The sequence below is a fragment of the Psychroflexus planctonicus genome, assembly GCF_014640195.1.
Classification (GTDB): domain Bacteria; phylum Bacteroidota; class Bacteroidia; order Flavobacteriales; family Flavobacteriaceae; genus Psychroflexus; species Psychroflexus planctonicus.
Window position 1 is genome coordinate 343,945 of record NZ_BMGM01000001.1, and the last position, 18,916, is coordinate 362,860.

Annotated in this window: 15 protein-coding genes; 12 read left to right on the forward strand and 3 right to left on the reverse strand. The window is 35.0% G+C overall.

All coding sequences use genetic code 11. The features are described from left to right. Positions 1-82: 82 nt before the first annotated feature. Positions 83-1,039, forward strand: a complete 957-nt coding sequence (locus tag IEV72_RS01670; RefSeq protein WP_188457335.1) for an NAD-dependent epimerase/dehydratase family protein — start codon at positions 83-85, stop codon at positions 1,037-1,039. A gap of 65 nt (positions 1,040-1,104) precedes the next feature. Further along, the gene (locus IEV72_RS01675; RefSeq protein WP_188457336.1) at positions 1,105-1,524 is read left to right on the forward strand and encodes a CBS domain-containing protein; all 420 of its coding nucleotides are present in this window, start codon (positions 1,105-1,107) and stop codon (positions 1,522-1,524) included. An 88-nt stretch (positions 1,525-1,612) separates the two neighbouring features. Here IEV72_RS01675 and IEV72_RS01680 read toward each other — a convergent pair whose 3' ends face one another. After that, positions 1,613-3,886 (reverse strand): T9SS type A sorting domain-containing protein, encoded by a 2,274-nt coding sequence (locus IEV72_RS01680; RefSeq protein ID WP_229731762.1) that lies wholly within the window; start codon positions 3,884-3,886, stop codon positions 1,613-1,615. A gap of 166 nt (positions 3,887-4,052) precedes the next feature. On the opposite strand from IEV72_RS01680, the gene IEV72_RS01685 reads away from it, so the two are divergent. The 6 genes from IEV72_RS01685 to tsaB are packed head-to-tail and all read left to right on the forward strand — an operon-like array spanning position 4,053 to position 10,559. Further along, positions 4,053-4,754: an ABC transporter ATP-binding protein gene (locus IEV72_RS01685; protein WP_188457337.1), complete on the forward strand. Its 702-nt coding sequence runs from the start codon at positions 4,053-4,055 to the stop codon at positions 4,752-4,754. Continuing rightward, positions 4,747-5,988, forward strand: coding sequence for an ABC transporter permease (locus tag IEV72_RS01690; protein WP_188457338.1), 1,242 nt, complete (start codon positions 4,747-4,749; stop codon positions 5,986-5,988). The genes IEV72_RS01685 and IEV72_RS01690 overlap by 8 nt, the downstream gene beginning before the upstream one ends. A 1-nt stretch (position 5,989) precedes the next feature. Next, the gene (locus tag IEV72_RS01695) at positions 5,990-7,249 is read left to right on the forward strand and encodes an ABC transporter permease (protein ID WP_188457339.1); all 1,260 of its coding nucleotides are present in this window, start codon (positions 5,990-5,992) and stop codon (positions 7,247-7,249) included. A 30-nt stretch (positions 7,250-7,279) separates the two neighbouring features. Further along, positions 7,280-8,404 (forward strand): efflux RND transporter periplasmic adaptor subunit, encoded by a 1,125-nt coding sequence (locus IEV72_RS01700; RefSeq protein WP_188457340.1) that lies wholly within the window; start codon positions 7,280-7,282, stop codon positions 8,402-8,404. A gap of 22 nt (positions 8,405-8,426) precedes the next feature. Next, positions 8,427-9,872, forward strand: coding sequence for a TolC family protein (locus IEV72_RS01705; protein ID WP_188457341.1), 1,446 nt, complete (start codon positions 8,427-8,429; stop codon positions 9,870-9,872). A gap of 15 nt (positions 9,873-9,887) precedes the next feature. Next, positions 9,888-10,559: a tRNA (adenosine(37)-N6)-threonylcarbamoyltransferase complex dimerization subunit type 1 TsaB gene (tsaB, locus tag IEV72_RS01710; RefSeq protein ID WP_188457342.1), complete on the forward strand. Its 672-nt coding sequence runs from the start codon at positions 9,888-9,890 to the stop codon at positions 10,557-10,559. A 78-nt stretch (positions 10,560-10,637) separates the two neighbouring features. On the opposite strand, the gene IEV72_RS01715 is transcribed toward tsaB, so the two are convergent. After that, the gene (locus IEV72_RS01715) at positions 10,638-11,477 is read right to left on the reverse strand and encodes a mechanosensitive ion channel family protein (RefSeq protein WP_188457343.1); all 840 of its coding nucleotides are present in this window, start codon (positions 11,475-11,477) and stop codon (positions 10,638-10,640) included. Positions 11,478-11,502: 25 nt separating this feature from the next. Then, on the reverse strand, positions 11,503-13,566 hold the full coding sequence (gene metG / locus IEV72_RS01720) for a methionine--tRNA ligase (RefSeq protein ID WP_188457344.1): 2,064 nt from the start codon (positions 13,564-13,566) through the stop codon (positions 11,503-11,505). A gap of 439 nt (positions 13,567-14,005) precedes the next feature. Between metG and hemE the strand changes: the two genes are divergently transcribed. From hemE to IEV72_RS01740, 4 genes are all read left to right on the forward strand, one after another. Beyond that, positions 14,006-15,031, forward strand: coding sequence for a uroporphyrinogen decarboxylase (hemE, locus tag IEV72_RS01725; protein ID WP_188457345.1), 1,026 nt, complete (start codon positions 14,006-14,008; stop codon positions 15,029-15,031). An 18-nt stretch (positions 15,032-15,049) separates the two neighbouring features. After that, the gene (locus IEV72_RS01730; protein WP_188457346.1) at positions 15,050-15,439 is read left to right on the forward strand and encodes a hypothetical protein; all 390 of its coding nucleotides are present in this window, start codon (positions 15,050-15,052) and stop codon (positions 15,437-15,439) included. 225 nt (positions 15,440-15,664) lie between these two features. Next, the gene (locus IEV72_RS01735; RefSeq protein ID WP_188457347.1) at positions 15,665-16,522 is read left to right on the forward strand and encodes an HAEPLYID family protein; all 858 of its coding nucleotides are present in this window, start codon (positions 15,665-15,667) and stop codon (positions 16,520-16,522) included. A 288-nt stretch (positions 16,523-16,810) separates the two neighbouring features. Further along, positions 16,811-18,802, forward strand: a complete 1,992-nt coding sequence (locus IEV72_RS01740; RefSeq protein WP_188457348.1) for an IPT/TIG domain-containing protein — start codon at positions 16,811-16,813, stop codon at positions 18,800-18,802. The last annotated feature ends 114 nt before the right edge of the window (positions 18,803-18,916 follow it).

Here is an 18,916-nt window from a genome sequence, read left to right on the forward strand (position 1 = left end):
TAACTAAATTTTGGAACAATTTATTAAGAATGTTTCATTTAAGAAAGGACATTATCTGTATTTTCGCAGAAATTCACATGTAATGAAACCAAGGATTTTAATTATTGGCGCATGCGGCCAAATAGGAAGCGAATTAACTTTTACTTTACGTGAAAAACACGGTGCTGATCATGTAATTGCAAGCGACATTAGAGAAGGCAGTGCAAGTTTAATGCAATCTGGCCCTTTTGAAATTCTTGACGCTACTAATTACAATGCTTTAGAAGATTTGATTTTGCATTACGATGTAAATGAAGTATATTTAATGGCTGCCATGTTAAGTGGTACTGCCGAGAAATTTCCGATGAAGGCTTGGGATTTAAACATGAACACCTTATTTCATGTTTTAAATCTAGCCAAAGATGGAAAAATAAATAAAATATTTTGGCCTTCTAGTATTGCTGTTTTTGGACCCTCTACGCCAAAAGACAATACACCACAAAAAACAATAATGGAACCTTCTACCGTTTATGGAATTAGCAAACAAACCGGAGAACGCTGGTGCGAATATTACTTTAAACGTTATGGAGTAGATGTAAGAAGCATTAGATATCCAGGCTTAATTAGCTATAAAACACCACCAGGTGGCGGCACAACAGATTATGCAATCGAAATTTTTCATGAAGCCATAAAGGAAGAAAAGTATACTTGTTTTCTTAGTGAAAACACGGCTTTACCGATGATGTATATGGATGATGCTATAAATGCTACCATTGCCATTATGGAAGCACCAAAAGAACAAATTGAAATTCGATCTTCTTACAATTTAGGTGGAATTAGTTTTACTCCTAAAGAGATTAGCGAAAAGATACAAAAACACATTCCCAATTTTTCCATTTCTTATGATCCCGATTTTAGACAAGCTATTGCTGATTCTTGGCCAAGTAGTATTAATGACGAAGCTGCTCAGAATCATTGGAATTGGAAACATTCTTTTCAACTTGAAGATATTATTGAAACCATGCTTAATGGCATTAAACAAGAATTGAAAGCAAACTGATTTAGGTCATTGTTTAGCATGTGTTAATGTAGAATATTTGTATCTACAATTTAAAACACAAGAAGATGAAACCTACCGTACCCGTATCTAACATAATGACCAAAAACTTAGTTAAATTGAATTTAGACGATTCTTTAACCAAAGCAGAGTCCTTATTTAAAAAACACAAAATAAGACATATTCCTGTTGTTAAAGGAAAAAAAATTGTTGGCATTCTTAGTTATACCGACTTACTCAGAATTTCTTTTGCAGATGCAACCGATGATGATGGAACAGAAGTAGAAACCACTATTTACGACATGTTTTCTATTGAACAAGTAATGACCAGCCAAATTGTAAGCTTAGATGCCGATGATTATATTAAAGATGCTGCTGAAATTTTTACTAAAGCAGAATTTCATGCACTTCCAGTACTCAAAAATGAATCTTTAGTGGGTATTGTTACCACTACAGATGTTATTAAGTATTTATTGAAGCAATACTAGTAAACTTCAACATATTAAAAAAGACAACGCCCAAGCAAAAATGCTCGGGCGTTGTGTTTGTTGAGATATAATTAAGCTTTAAAAGCCGTTATTTTACAATCAATTTTTGGGTAGAAGTAACTTGCGTTTCTTGGTCCGTTAACTTCACTAAATAAATTCCTGCATTGGCTTGATTCAAATTAATTTGAGTTTCATTTGCTCGAGCTTCTCCTTTACTAATTAGTCTTCCTGAAATGGTATAGATCTGATAATCTACAAGGTTGCCAGATGTATTGGAAATGTATGCTGTTCCATTTGTTGGATTAGGATACAGTTTCACATTATTATTCAGTTCAAAGGTGTCGTTGCTAAGTGAAATAAAATTATTAAAGTCAACCGATTCTGATGCATCAAAATCACCACCGCTAATTATTTCATCTCCGGCATCCGTTTCTAAAGTATAACTACCTGAGCCAAATCCACAACAAATTCCATCGCCATAAGCATCAAAAATGGTAAACGTGTAGCAATCATCATTATCTAAGCTAATATCTTCAGTTATAGAATCATCAGTATCTGAGTAAGGACCTCCACTTGCCACAACTGTTTCGCTAGAATTAACAACCTCCCATGTAGTTTCGTCTGGAAAATTATCTAACTCAATAGTTAAAACAAGGTTTGAAGAACCTACTGTTTCTGCAACTACAAAATCAGTAGTAGCTTGATTGTTGTTTATATCTTCATCTCCATTTAAGTCTATATCAACTACAAACGTATTTTCTTCTACTTGTAAAGTATATTGTGGTACTGAAATAGTTTCTGTTTCTCCTGCTAAAAGATTACCGCTCCAGTCTATATTGGTGGGAGCATCTTCGTTAAAAGCATAATTTATTGAGAGTGAAGTAATGGGATCATTCCCTGCATTTGTTAATACAATTTCTGGGCTTACATTATTGTCACAAACATCATCTAATCCGTTAATACTAACCGCAGCATCTACATCTAAAACTTCCATAGCTGGATACACATCTAAAGTAGTTTGGCCTGTGTTGTTTGGATCAAGCCAGTTACTTAATCGCGTACTGTTTGTATTTCCAAAATCCCAAGATGTAGCAAAGCGACCGTAAAAGTCTATTTGACCATTGTTAGATGTGCCAGAACATGCAGCGCCGCCACCAGCTAGTTGACCAATAATTCTTCCGTTTTGATCGAATAAAGCAGAACCAGATGAACCAGGTTCAGTAACGCCTTCTTCCCAATTGTTTACTAACCACATCTGCATAGAAGGATCGCCATTAAAAGGAGTTGTACTTTGAGTTGCGCCATCATCATCTCGGCAAACTTTCATGATGTCTCCACTTGGGTGGTGAATACCTACTTCAAAAGTGGGATTGGTATTAGACCTGTCCCAACCAGCCCAAACCAAATCCCAACTGTCAGGTAAGTTTGGATTAATTTCGAGCAATGCCATATCAGATTTAGAATTACTAGCTCTTAATACGGCACCACTAGCAGTTTGGTCAAAAGTTCCGTTTTGTGAGTTTGTAAAAGACGCACACACCGGATTTGGGCTCGTCCAATTGAAACGAAATGCCCAACTTCCAACTCCACCGCCTAAACAATGGTTAGCTGTTAAAAAATACTGAGCTCCATTATTAGATGTATTATTTATTAATGTTCCTGTACAAAAACCATTACCACCAACTACCGTCATCGCTACGGATTTCTTCAAATAGTCTTTCATATCTTCGAAATCGTCACCTATAGGACAATCTACATCTAAATTACAAGCACCAGAATCATTCAAGGCTTTTTGCATTGCATCGTTTTCAGTAACAGAACGGTAACCATGAACTACTTGGCTTATATTCAAATCGCCTTTCCCCATAGCTTCTTTGGGTTCGTAGTATTCAACAAAAACTTGCTCACCTTCAATTAACCATGAGCCAAAAACCATTTCATCTGAATTTTGGGTATGCGTATATGCACCCAAAAGGTCTGTTCTATCTTCATTATAAAAATACAACTTAGCTCCTTCAGGTAAGTAAAATTGGTCAAAAATAAAGTTGAGTGTTTTTGCTCCTTCCGATTTGAAACTGACTAACCAGATTCGATCGCCATTAGGTAAAGTTTCCCAAGTTCCGGTATTATCTAAGCCATAACTTACAGAATGTTCGTAACCAAATCTCCACGGAACATCATCTCGTTCATCGTTTACTTGATCTTCTTTTTGTAATTTTTTCAAATCGAAATCAGGTAAATCAATTGGGTCTAAATTTTGGACATCAAGTTTCCAACTAATTGGTTTCCCTTCATTAGTTACTTGACTCCAAGACAACGTAGTACATAAAATTAAAAGTAAAAGTGTATAGGTTTTGTTCATTATTTAATATTTTAAACCGCAATCTATTGTTTTGAATTGAAAAAAAGAAATTATATCGAGCTTTAACAGGTTGATTAAAATTACGTAAACAATGTTAACAATATAATAACAAAAAGTTTTTGTAACATTTTGGTAAATCTTCAGTCATATAAGCAAAGTATATTACATGATTGAAATTAAAGACTTACACAAATCTTACCAAATTGGTAAAAATTCGCTTCACGTATTAAAAGGAATTAACTTTAGCGTAAAAGAAGGAGAATTGGTTTCAATCATGGGTTCTTCAGGTTCTGGAAAATCTACCTTATTGAATATTTTAGGCATTCTTGATGAAGCAGATTCAGGTTCATATAACCTAGATGGAGTTCCAATTAAAAACCTAAATGAACGTATTGCTGCTAATTACAGAAATAAGTTTTTAGGATTCATCTTTCAATCTTTCAACTTAATCAATTATAAATCTGCTTTAGATAATGTGGCTTTACCTTTATATTACCAAGGTATTTCAAGAGGCGAAAGAACCGACCGCGCTATGAGTTACTTAGAGAAAGTTGGACTAGCCGATTGGGCTTCTCACAAACCCAATGAACTTTCTGGTGGTCAAAAACAAAGGGTTGCTATAGCGCGCGCTTTAGCCAGCCAACCCAAAGTTTTACTTGCGGATGAGCTAACAGGAGCTTTAGACACTAAGACTTCTTATGAAATTATGGATTTAATCCAGCAAATTAATGATGAAGGAAAAACAATTTTAGTGGTAACCCACGAAGAAGATATTGCACAAATGACTAAGCGCATTGTTCACTTAAAAGATGGTGTAATTATAAATGACGAAAAAGTTGAACAAGTAAGAGCAATCGAGAATGTTTAGTTTAGAACGTTGGCAAGAGATTTTTGAAACCATTAGCAAAAACAAACTCCGTACTTTTTTAACTGGGGTTTCTGTTGCTTCGGGTATCTTCATTTTAATTATATTATTAGGAGTAAGCGTTGGAATGCAAAACGGGATTGAAAAACAGTTTCAAAACGATGCATCTAACATTATTAATATTTATCCCGGTTATACAACCTTAGAATACAAAGGCTTAAACCCTAAACGAAGAATTCAATTTACCAATGAAGATTACGAATTGGCTTTAGGCGACAAAGAAGAAGTAGTACATAAATCTTCCGATTTTCAGATTTGGAGCCGTTTAATTTCCTATAAAAAAGAATTTGGCAGCTACCGAATTCAAGGTGTAATGCCCGATTTTCAATACTTAGAAAATGCTTCGATTATTGAAGGCAGGTTTATCAATCAACTCGATTTAGATCATTTAGAAAAACATATAATTATTGGTAATCGCGTAAAAAAAGATTTATTTAAAGATAATTCACCCTTAGGAGAATACATCAGTTTGTCTGGTTTAAATTTTAAGGTTGTAGGAGTTTACACCGATCCAGGTGGCGATAGAGAAGAAGCTAGAGTGTACATCCCACTTACAACAGCTCAGGTAGTTTTTGGTGCAGGCATCAATATTCGTTCTATGGGATTTACCCTACCAAAGGTAGATGATTATGACGAAGCTTTAGCCGAATCGAATAAATTTACAGCTAAAATTGAACGCCAACTAAAAGCTAAACTTCTCGTAAATCCTTTAGATACCAGTGGGATTTTCATCAGTAATAATATTGAAAATACCAAAGAAATTTATCAGCTCATTTCTGCTATGAAAATATTTTTCTGGTTTGTAGGTATTGCTACTTTGCTAGCTGGAATAATTGGTGTAAGCAACATTATGCTAATTATTGTAAAAGAACGTACTAAAGAAATTGGAATCCGAAAAGCGCTAGGAGCAAAACCCATGTCTATTGTTGCCATGGTATTGCATGAGTCGGTTTTTGTTACCGCTTTTTCAGGATTGATAGGCTTAATTTTAGCATTAGCATTATTAGAATTTGTAGGACCAATGGTTGAATTAGATTTCTTAATCAATCCTTCAGTTAACTTTAATATCGCCATGACTACCGTTGTTATTTTAATTGTAGCAGGAGCAGTTGCTGGATTTTTTCCAGCTTGGCGTGGAGCAAAAATTAAACCCATAGACGCATTAAGAGACGAATAATATGTTTAGTAGAGACAAATGGAATGAAGTAATCGAGTCGCTGTCTTCTAATTTATTTAGAACAGTACTTACTGCTTTTGGCGTATTTTGGGGAATTTTTATTCTCGTAATATTATTGGCTGCAGGAAATGGTTTAGAAAATGGAGTGAAGCAAATTTTCTCTGGTATTTCATCCAATTCTATGTTTATGTGGACACAAACCGCATCTAGACCTTATGATGGTTTGCCCAAAGGCAGACGCTATAATTTTGACGTTAACGATGTTACTGCCATCAAACAAAAAGTAAACGGCTTAAAATACGTTTCCCCAAGAAACCAATTGGGTGGATTCGGTGGCGAAAATAATGTAGTTCGGGGTTTAAAAAATGGAGCTTTTAACGTGTACGGAGATTATCCTGATATTCAGGAGCAAGAACCCATGAAAATTGTACGAGGTCGATTTATTAACCAAAACGACATTGAAAACAAACGCAAAGTAGCTGTTATTGGCGAAGGCGTACAAAAAGAATTATACGGAATAGATGAAAACCCACTTGGAACCTACGTAAAAATTCAAGGGGTTAATTTTATGGTGATTGGTATTTACAAAAAGCGAGGCTTTGGTGGCGGTAATGCAGAAGAAGACCAAAAACAAATTTATACACCTTTTACTTCCTTTTCACAAGCTTTCAATTTTGGTGAAGTAGTTGGTTGGATGGCCATAACCGCTAATGATAATTATTCTATCACCAACTTAAAAGAACAAATATTTGATGTAATAAAAGCTAATCACAGAATTCATCCAGAAGATGACCGAGCAATTGGCAATTTTGATTTATACGAACAGTTCTCTAAAATTCAAGGTTTATTCATTGCTTTAAATGCAGTAGCTTACTTTGTGGGAATTTTAATTTTACTTTCTGGAGTTATTGGCATCAGTAATATTATGCTTATTGTAGTAAAGGAAAGAACTAACGAAATTGGTGTTCGTCGCGCATTAGGTGCAACGCCTTGGAACATACGCGGACAAGTTCTGTTTGAATCTGTTTTTTTAACCTTAATTGCTGGAATGGCAGGAATTGTATTTGCTACAGGAATTTTAGCCATTATTAACCAAGTTTTACCTGAAGATAGCGACATACCATTTGTAAACCCAAGTGTAGATTTACCAACCGTTGTTACCGCTTTAGTTATATTGATCATTGCTGGATTGTTTGCAGGATTTATTCCAGCCCAAAATGCTATAAAAGTAAAACCTGTAGACGCTTTAAGAACCGAATAAAAACCAAAAGACCTAATACCTAAATAAAAAATGAAAAAAGCTCTTACCATCATTGTTCTCTTAATCATCGTTGCGCTCTTTGGCGGATCATTGTATTATTTGTATCAAAAAAACCAAGAAAACCCAGAAGTTTTCAAAACTGAACAAGCTTCAGAAGAAACCATCATTAGAAAAACAGTTGCTACGGGAACTTTAATCCCACGTGAAGAAGTGGAAGTAAAACCCAACATTTCTGGAATTGTAGATCAATTACTAGTAAAACCTGGCGATACCGTGCAAGTTGGAGATTTAGTTGCTAAACTGAAAGTTGTTCCTAATATCAACAATTTAAATTCAGCTAAAAACCAATTGCGTCAAGCTAAAATTAATCTTGAAAACGAAAAAAGAATTTTCGAACGTCAAGAAGAATTATTCGAAAAGGGAGTGATTTCTGCAAACGATTATGATTTGGCAAAAAACGCCTTCGATAATGCAAAGCAAACTGTTCTTGCTGCAGAAGAAAATTACGAAATAATTCAAACTGGTACTACGCAAGATGCAGGAAATGCAGCTACTACCGAGATTAAAGCTCGAATTTCTGGAATGGTACTCGATGTCCCTATTAAAGTTGGAAATCAGGTAATTGAAGCCAATAACTTTAACGAAGGAACAACCATTGCTACCATTGCTAAAGTAGATGATATGATTTTTGAAGGAAAGGTAGACGAATCTGAAGTTGGAAAAATTAAAGAAAGTCTTCCACTAGAAATTACAGTTGGTGCAATCGAGAACACCAAATTCGATGCTATCTTAGATTACATTGCGCCACAAGGTGTAGAAGAAAACGGAGCGGTTCAATTTGAAATTGAAGGAAGTTTAAAAGATACAAAAGGAATTTTTATCAGAGCAGGATTGAGTGCAAATGCATCGATTATTCTTGAAAAAGTAGAAAATGTTTTAGCTATTAAAGAAGCTTTAGTTCAATTTGATAAAGAAACAAAAGCTCCTTACGTTGAAGTTGAAGTAGGAGACCAAAAGTTTGAAAGACGTGATATTGAACTAGGCTTAAGCGATGGAATCAACGTTGAAATAAAGTCTGGAATTGACAAAGACGATAAGATAAAAGTCTGGAATAAAGTTGAAGAACCTATTGCTAAAGATAGAAGAAGAAGATAAATAATATCCCAAATTGAAGTTTATGAAAATTATATATAGTCTTATTCTTGTTGTGTTTGTTTTCTGTACGAGCACAACTTCTTTCGCACAAGAACAACCTACAGAGTGGACATTAGAAGCCTGTATTAAACATGCACTAGAAAATAACATTACCGTAAAACAAACACAACTCGATTTAGAAAATGCAGAAATAGACATTAAAGATGCTGTTGGAAACTATTTACCAAGCTTAAATGTTGGTGCTAACAATCAATGGGTTTCTGGTTTAACGCAAAATGTAACTACGGGTGTGTTAGAGCAGCAAGTTAACCGAAATTTTAGTGCAAATGCCACTTCTACAGTTTCTATTTTTAATGGTTTATCTAATTTACGCCAGTTTGAAAGAGCAAAAATAAATAGGTTGGCTAGTACGTATAACCTCAACCAAATTAAAGACGATATTTCACTTGCTGTAGCCAATTCGTATTTGCAAGTTCTGGTAAGCAAACAAAGCCTTGCTATTTTAGAAGAACAAAACAAAGTAACCCAAGAGCAATTACAGCAAACTCAATCTTTAGTAGATGCAGGCACGCTACCAGAAGGTGAAATCTTACAGATTAGAGCTCAAAATGCTGATGAAGTTCGTCAAATTGCTGTTGCTGAAAATGATGTACAAGTAAGCTTAATTGGTTTAGCACAAAACTTATTGATTAAAGATTACGAAAACTTTGATATTGCAGATGAAGAATACGATATTCCCATCACTGAAATCTTAGAGAAAAATCCTGACGAAATTATTGAAAAAGCAAAACAAGAGCGTTATGAAGTTCTTCTTGCAGAGCAAGATGTAGAATTAGCTAAAAAAGATTTACAATTGGCTAAAAGTCAATATTACCCAACGTTGAATGCTTTTTTTAATTACAACACCCGAGAAAGTGACAGAGAACGAGTTATTTCTGGTGGACTAGATCCAGACAACCCAACGCAACAAATAGGAGTTGTAGAAAATACTGGGCAAGCGGTAGTTTCTCCCAATTTCTTATTAGAAACAGTAAGTGCAGATCCATTTTTCGATCAATTGAGAAATAACGATGGATATGCTTTTGGACTTCAATTAAACATTCCCGTTTTCAATGGTTTTTCGGTACGCAACCAAGTAGCTAGAAATAAAATTAATGTAGAACGCAGCGAATATCAATTAGAGCAAATTGAACTTAACTTAGAATCAAATGTGTATCAAGCTTACTTAGATGCACGCGGAGCGGCAAAAGCATACGATGCAGCACTTTCTGCAGTAGAGTCTCAGCAAACTGCTTTTGATTATGCTAAAGAACGTTTTAATGTTGGCGTTTCTAATGGATTTGAGTTTACCCAATCTAAATTTAGGCTAACCAATGCTGAAAATCAACTAATTCAAGCCAAATACAATTTTATTTTTCAGATAAAAGTCTTAGAATTGTTCTTTGGAATTCGCCCAATTGAATATTAATTAGAATTTAAAAAATTGGCATATATATTAAGTATTGAAAGCGCAAGCACCAATTGCTCGGTTGCAGTTTCTGAAGATGGAAAAACAATTTCAGTAAAAGAATTGAATGCGGCTAATTATAGTCACGCAGAAAATTTACACGATTTTATTCAGCAAGTTGTAAACGAAGCAAATCTAGATTTAAACCAAATTCATGCGGTTTCGGTAAGCAAAGGTCCTGGGTCTTATACTGGACTTCGTATTGGTGTTTCTGCAGCAAAAGGATTGGCTTTTGGCATAGGAGTTCCGTTGATTTCAATAGGAACTTTAGAAGCGCTAGCTCTTCAAATTAAAACTGAATCTGCTGTGATTATTCCAATGTTAGATGCACGAAGAATGGAAGCCTATACACAAGTATTTTCAGCTAAACATCAACATTTAAGTGCTGTTGAAGCCACAATTTTAAAAGAAGATTCATTTGAAAATTACTTAAAAGAAAATCAAGTTCATTTTATAGGTTCGGGCGCAGCTAAATTTGGTGAAATCTGCTCACATTCCAACGCGCATTTTCACCCTAATTTGGTTCCTTCAGCAAAAGAACAAGCTGAATTAGCGTTCAACAAATTTCAACAAGGAGATTTTGAAGATACTGCTTACTTTGAACCCTTTTACTTAAAAGATTTTGTAGCAGGTAAGCCCAAAAAATAATTTTGAAACCATTCAATAAAAAAAGCTGCTTCCGTTTAAGTGGAGCAGCTTTTTTATTTTAATGTATTGAGTTGAATTCTATTGTTCCTTATCCATGTTGTACAAATGCACATCGCGTTGTGGGAAAGGGAAGGATACTCCTGCTGCTTCTAATTCTACTTTCATTTTTTCCATAAAATCGAAGTGCAGCCCCCAGAAATCTTCGTTAGTTGCCCAGAAACGAACTGATAAATCTACTGAATTATCTCCCAAACCTCCAAGAAGTACAACAGGAGCAGGGTCTTTAAGTGTTCGTTTGTCGTTATTTAATATATCAAGCAAAACCTCTCTTGCTTTTTTAATATCACTATCATAAGAAATACCTACGGTAACAACGTCTCTTCGGGTTGGCTCGTAACTGTAATTGGTCACTTTGTTATTAGACAACTGTCCATTAGGAATGACAATACGCTGATTGTTGATGGTAGTAATATGGGTGTAAAAAATAGTGATTTCAGTTACTGTACCCGACTCACCTTGCGCGTCTATAAAATCACCAACTTTAAATGGTTTTAATAAAATAATAAGTACACCACCGGCAAAATTGGATAAAGAACCTTGTAATGCCAAACCTATTGCTAAACCTGCAGCCGCTAAAATAGCTGCAAATGAAGTTGTTTCAACTCCTAATTTTGAAATAACGAAGATGAATAATAGGATTTTTAAGACAATACCTAAAATACTGAGTGTAAATCCACGAACACCGGGATCTACTTCCCGTTTTTCCATTATTTTTCTAATTCTCCCTGTAATGAGTTTTATAACCCACCAACCAAGAATTAAAATTACTAATGCACCTACTACACTTGGCAGGTAACTAATTAAAGTTTCTAAGCCTTCTTTGGCTAAGCTTGATAAATTTTCTACTGAATCATTCATGTTTAGTTAATTTTAAAATGCAATATTAAGAAATAATTTTACCATTTTTAACATTTTTTTGTTCAGAACTTACAAAAACCAATTGACCTTCAGTGTCTTCAGTCATTAAAATCATGCCTTCGCTTAAAGTACCACGCAATTTTACAGGTTTTAAATTCACAACTACGGAAACTTTTTTTCCAAGAATTTCTTCTGGCGTGTAATGTTCTGCTATTCCAGAAACTACACTCCTAACATCAATGCCTGTATCAACTTTTAGATGCAGTAATTTCTTAGCTTTTGCTATTTTTTCAGCAGAAACAATGGTTCCAATTCGTATATCTAACTTAGAGAAATCTTCAAAATTTATCGTTTCCTTTGCTGGTTCAACTGGTGTTTTTTCTGTTGAATTTGCTTTTTTGGTCGCTTCCAATTTATCCAATTGCTTTTGTATTTCGTCATCTTCTACTTTAGCAAAAAGCAATTCAGCTGTATTGATTTGATGTCCTTCTGAAAGCAATTCTTCCGCTTCTGCTAAATCATTCCAATAAATTTTTCCCACTTCATCTTGATTTAGCATCTTGCGTAATTTTTCACTGGTAAAAGGTAAAAATGGTTCAGCAATTACCGCTAAAGCCGAAGCAATTTGCAAACCAACATACATGATAGTTTGTGTTCTAGCTGGATCGGTTTTGGCTTTTTTCCAAGGCTCTTCATCGGCTAAATATTTGTTGCCTAAGCGCGCTAAATTCATCATTTCAGCTTGGGCTTCTCTAAATCGGTATTTTTCCAAAGCATTGGAAATGGTATTGGTAAACTTCTTGATTTCACTTAGCACATTTATATCTACAGCTTCTAAGTTTCCTTTTGCTGGAATTTTGCCTTCGTAATATTTGTTGGTCAACACCACTACTCTATTTACGAAGTTTCCAAAAATTCCGACCAATTCAGAATTGTTTCTCGTTTGGAAATCCTTCCATGTAAAATCGTTGTCTTTGGTTTCGGGTGCGTTGGCAGTTAAACAATAGCGCAAAACATCTTCTTTTCCAGGGAAATCTTCCAAATATTCATGCAACCAAACCGCCCAATTTTTAGAAGTGGAAAGCTTCTGCCCTTCTAAATTTAAAAATTCGTTTGCCGGAACATTTTCGGGTAAAATGTAGCTTCCTTCGGCTTTTAACATCACTGGGAAGATGATGCAATGAAACACAATATTGTCTTTTCCAATAAAATGAACCAATTTGGTTTCTTTATCTTTCCAATAAGGTTCCCAATCTTTTCCTTCGCGTTTTGCCCATTCTTTGGAAGCTGAAATGTATCCGATAGGCGCATCAAACCACACATACAATACTTTTCCGTCGGCTCCTTCAACGGGAACGGGAATGCCCCAATCTAAATCGCGGGTTACGGCTCTGGGTCGCAAACCATCGTCTATCCAAGATTTACATTGCCCATAAACATTGGGTTTCCAGTCCATTTTATGGTCTTTCAAAATCCATTCTTTCAGCCAATCGTTGTATTGGTCTAGCGGCAAATACCAATGTTTGGTTTCTTTGGTGATGGGTTTGTTTCCTGTTATTGCTGAAACCGGATTGATTAAATCGTTAGCACTTAGTGAAGTTCCACATTTTTCACACTGATCGCCATAAGCTTCTTCGTTACCACATTTAGGGCAAGTTCCCGTTACAAATCGATCGGCTAAAAATTGCTTGGCTTCTTCGTCATATAATTGTTCTGAAGTTTCTTCAACAAACTTGTTGTTTTGGTATAAATTTTTGAAAAATTCGGATGCCGTTTCATGATGAATCTGCGCTGAAGTTCTAGAATAATTATCAAATTGAATTCCGAAATCTGCAAAAGATTGCTTGATGATTCCGTTATATTTATCGACCACATCTTGAGGTGAAACGCCTTCTTTTTTGGCTTTTATGGTAATGGGCACGCCGTGTTCATCACTTCCACAGACAAAAAGTACATCTTCGCCTTTCAATTTTAAGTAGCGCGAATAAATATCGGCAGGAATATACACACCAGCTAAATGACCAATGTGAATCGGTCCGTTGGTGTACGGCAAAGCAGCAGTTATGGTATAGCGTTTGGGTTGATTCATCTTCAAAATTTAAGCTGCAAAGGTAGGTATTTTTGGAGATTGAGCATAAGCATCGCATCGCTTGATTGTTGAATTTCTAAAAGAAACCTGTACCAAGAACATGTTTTTCGCCATTGTGTAAAAAAACCACTAGCATTTGCATCTTTTATCTAGTACTGGATAATCCGGTTATTGTTTAAGCATCAAGCCTGCCTGAAGACTAGGCAGGCGAAGTCGAGATGTAGGTGGTTCTCGACTTCGCTCGAACTTGAAACAAAAAACAATGTCACTTCTCATTAAATGGAATTTTCAGAGGTTAAATACACCGATATTTTGTTTAACTATTTGTGATAGTAAACTAGCGGACAAACAAAGCATTGTTAAGATAGAATTTTGATGATGCATTAAGGAAAAAACGCTTTAATTAAGCTAAATTTGCAACTTGAATTAAATGCAAATTATGCTTAAAAACGATTTATTTCTTCGCGCTTTAAAAGGAGAAACCGTAGAACGTCCACCCGTTTGGATGATGCGTCAAGCTGGAAGGTACCTGCCTGATTTCATGAAGTTGAAAGAAAAATACGACTTTTTTACTCGCTGCCGAACTCCAGAATTAGCCACCGAAATTACGGTGATGCCAATTCATCAAGTGGGAACCGATGCAGCTATTTTATTCAGTGATATTTTGGTGATTCCACAAGCTATGCAAATTGAAGTAGAAATGAGACCTGGCGTTGGACCGTGGTTACCAAATCCTATTCGAGATAAAAAAGCAGTTGACCAAGTGGTTATACCGAATGTGTATGAAGAATTGAATTATGTTTTGGAAGCCATAAAAATGACCAAAAAGGAATTGAATAACGAAGTTCCTTTAATTGGCTTTGCAGGCTCACCTTGGACTATTCTGTGTTATTGCGTACAAGGTCAAGGCTCCAAAAACTTTGATAAAGCCAAGGAATTTTGCTTTACCCAACCTGAATTAGCACATCAATTATTGCAAAAAATTACCGATACGACCATTGCCTACCTAAAAGCCAAAGTAGAAGCTGGTGTAGATGCCGTTCAAGTATTCGATTCGTGGGGCGGAATGCTTTCGCCTGCAGATTACCAAGTATTTTCTTGGAAATACATGCAGCAAATTATCGATGCTTTAAAAGATGAAATTCCTGTAATTGCTTTTGGAAAAGGTTGCTGGTTTGCTTTAGACACGATGGCCAAATCGGGTGCTTCCGCTTTAGGTGTAGACTGGACATGTTCACCAAAAAATGCACGTTATTTAACCGGTGGCAACATTACGTTACAAGGTAATTTTGATCCATCGCGATTGTTTTCACCACCTGCTGAAATTACCAAAATGGTGCACCAAATGATCTATGAATTTGGAAAAGACAAGTATATTGTAAATTTAGGACACGGCATTTTACCCAACATTCCTGTTGAAAATGCTAAGGCATTTGTAGATGCTGTAAAATCGTATAAAGGTTAATCCTTCAATTTTAAAATAATGCTACTTCAAAGCTTTAGAAATACCACTTTCGTCAGATTCTTTTGGGGTTTCATGGCATTGTATTTTCTAAATATTTGTGTAGATGCTTCCGATATTCAGCATAACTCGATTGCAGAAGATTTGGCATTGAATGAACAAGAAAGCATTATAGAAATCGTCGTTGAAAAAGTTTTTGATTTAGGCGACGTTATTCAAGAACAAAATGATGAAGACCATGAAGATTATAGCAAAAAGGGGATTTCAAAATTCGATTTAAGTTTTCTGAAACTCGATTTTTCAATTCAAGTTTCCGCTATTTTTTCAACTTTAAAAAATAATTTTACACTACGTAAATCCTTCTTTTCAGAACCACACTACCAACTCGAAAAACCACCACCAGAAGTTTAGTCCTAAATTATGCAATTAAAAATTTAATTGCATAACGACTAAGAAAATTCAACCATTTTCTTGTTTTTACAAAACACTAAAATGGTGTTTTTCTAAATCGGGATTAAGCCTTACTAAAGCAGCTAGTTCTGCTCAAACTTCGCTTCCTACTGCATAAGTCGGGTTTAATTTATTACTCCGTTTTTCATCAATAGCTGAATAAACTTTTTTAATAAATTAAATTTTATGAATACAAAACCATTATGGTTGGTATGTTGTTTATGCATACTAAGCCTTTGCACCAATGCACAAGAAAATAAAACCACAAAAGACAGCCTTTATATTGAAGAAATAGAAGCTAAAAAAGAACCTGTAAAAGTACTTCACGCCGAGCCATTGTACATCGACCTAATTCGAGATTTGGGCGCTAGAAAAGGCGAAAGAGAATGGAACCTAGGTTTAGGATTAACAGACAACCTTCGCTTTGATGCTTACGAAGCTTTAATAGAATACGAATGGGCACCGATTGACCGATTAGGATTGGAAGTTGAATTACCTTTCACTTTTTACAGTCCCATCAACGGAAATGGAAATACAGCATTACCATCAAACGAACTCAATAGTTTGAAAATTGCTGGGCAGTGGTCGTTTTATGTGAATGAAAAAATGGCCACTTCTATGGCAGTGGGTTATATCAATGAATTTGAATTTAGTGACTTTGGCAATTTCGGCAAACCACTCATCGATGGCAATGTGTACAATCCGTTTTTTATCGTTGCCAAGCGTTGGGGAAATAACTTACATTCGCTCTTATACACCGGCCCAAGAATTGAACAGCATTTTAGCAACAACCAATTTAGAACTAGTTACGAAGCCAATACCAGTTTTCATTACATGATTTCAGGCACACGGAATTTTATTGGCGTAGAATTCAATAAAGAAATGAATAAAGACGATTTTGATATGACCATAAGACCCCAATTGCGGGTGGGCATTGCAGATAATTTGTTAATCGGAATTGTAGCTGGAATTCCCATCAGCAGAGAAAATGAAAGATTAAGCTCTTTTGTAAGATTAATTTGGGAGCCAAAGCATAAATTCTAGTAAGTTTTGAAAAAATTTAAATCTACGACAACTCGATTGCAAATCTGAGTTGTCGTTTATTATTCGTGTTCATTAGTGAACCTGCCTACTGATAAGTAGGTTCGTGGCATTTTTATAAAGTAGCTTAGTACGCGCGATACAATCGCGCGACAGCAATAGTGTAAGCTAACTTGATTTTAAAATCAATTTTATTATGCTCCGAAGTTGCAAACTTCGGAGAGCTTGTCCAGATAATATATTTAGATATTTATTGAAATAAATTATTAAATTTGACACGAACTTATTAGAATGAAAAAAGTATTATTTCTCTTAACTATTTTTTTAGTTTGGTCTTGTGAAAATGACGACGATTTACCAATAATTGTAGAAACAGTAAACGCTGTTTTGCTCGAAGATGGCGGGGTAGAGTTATTTGGTAAAATTGAAAACCTACCGCAAGAATCTTTATATGGCTTTGTCATATCAACAACACCAGATGCATCATATTTTAATACAAATAGTATTCTAGTTTCAGAATTTGGTTTTAGCCCTGGAGAATTCTCAGAATTGATAAGAAATGATTTAGATAATGGTCAGACTTATTACTACAAGGTATTCCTAAATTTAAATGGTGAGACTAGAACTGGTGAAGAAAAATCATTTATTTCAAATGGAAGTGCATCACCAAAAATTTTAGAAGTCAATCCTCGTTCAGCACATATAGGAGATACCATTCGTATTTCAGGGAAACATTTTTCAAGTAATTTTAAATTATATTTCAATGAAAGAGAAATTGAATTGACAACAAAATCTGATACTTTAGCGGAGGCAGTTGTTCCATATCTGCCATTTAGAGAAGAACCTTTCGATAACTTAAAAATAAGAAAATCTACATCCGAGTCTGCCGTATTTGAAAATTTTGAACTTTACACTCCGATTGTAGATTCTGTAGAACCTTATCAAGCACATGAAAATGATACCATAACCATTACTGGTAATCATTTTGATTTAATCAAAGAGCAGAATAAGTTAACAATGCTTGATACATGGGGTAACTATCAACCACTGCAAATACTAGAAAGTTCAAGAAACCATATCAAATTTGTAATTCCTAATTCTTTCTACCACGTGTTCCCGAAAATGAGATTAAAAAGTCAATACCACACCTTAGACTTTGATGATAAATATAGAGTTATTGCTCCAGAGATAACCAGCTTTCCGGAATGCTTAAAATTCAATGAGCAATACACGATAACTGGACAGAATTTTCCATATCTAATGAACTTCACAATTGGAGATTATGCATATACAGCTCAATCCATTTCAGAAAATGAAGCCATATTTACTTTTGAAAAAGATTTTTTTACAGACTTTAACCTTGGAAACCTTAGTCTTGATCTTTACGGTGAATTAATTACTTATGATAATGAAATTTGTATCGATGAACCTTGGATAAAAGTTGGTATAGCCCAAGTTTTAAATAAAATACATAACTATCAAAACGAAACGTATGCAATAGTTTATTCAGGCTATAATTCTTCACAGACAATAGCAAAGTTTAATGAGAATACATTTGAATTTGAAAGCGTCTTAAACCAATCCTTGCCAGATTTAGTGAATAACGGAAGCCTAAAAACCTGGCATGAAGATAAATTGTATCACTATGATTCAAACGATGAGTTTTTTTATAGTTACAACTTTATAACCGGTCAAGTTACACAGTTGAGTTCATTCCCAGGAACACCACGAACTGAATGTTTTATTACTACAGTTGGCGACTACATTTATTTGGGTTTTGGACGAGATATTCAGAATTATCACAACCCTCCTGACGATATTTGGCGCTATTCTATAGCTAATAATACTTGGGAATTTGTACTTACGTTCCCCGGTATTAATTTTGGTCAGGACAGAATTGTTGATCCGTTGGTTTTTGCGTTCGATAATCGATTATTGTTTAGTGGTCGAAATTCCAACAACCAATCCAATACATTATGGGAAATAAATTTGAACGATTTTAGCCTGATACAAAGAGCAGATGTTCCTGTAAATGGCTCCTCAGAAAAAAGAGGAATTACAGTTGGGAATACTGGTTACTTTGAAAGTTCCCATCTCTACGAATACGATTCGGTTAATGATCAATGGAAAGTGCATTTGGACATAAATCTTTCAGAGCAAGTATATCCGTCTCAATTGGAAAGTTTCTTTTACCAATCGGGAAATTTCTATAGAACTATAAACAGTTCCTTTTACGATTATTCCCCGATGTATAAAATGAATATGGATTACTTAAACGACTAGTTTATTAAAAACTACTTCTGGTTCTTTCATAAAAAACATAAGCGTGCTACCGCACGATTGCATCGTGTGGATTATTGAATCAATTTTGAGCCAAAATACTGAAAACCCCCGCTA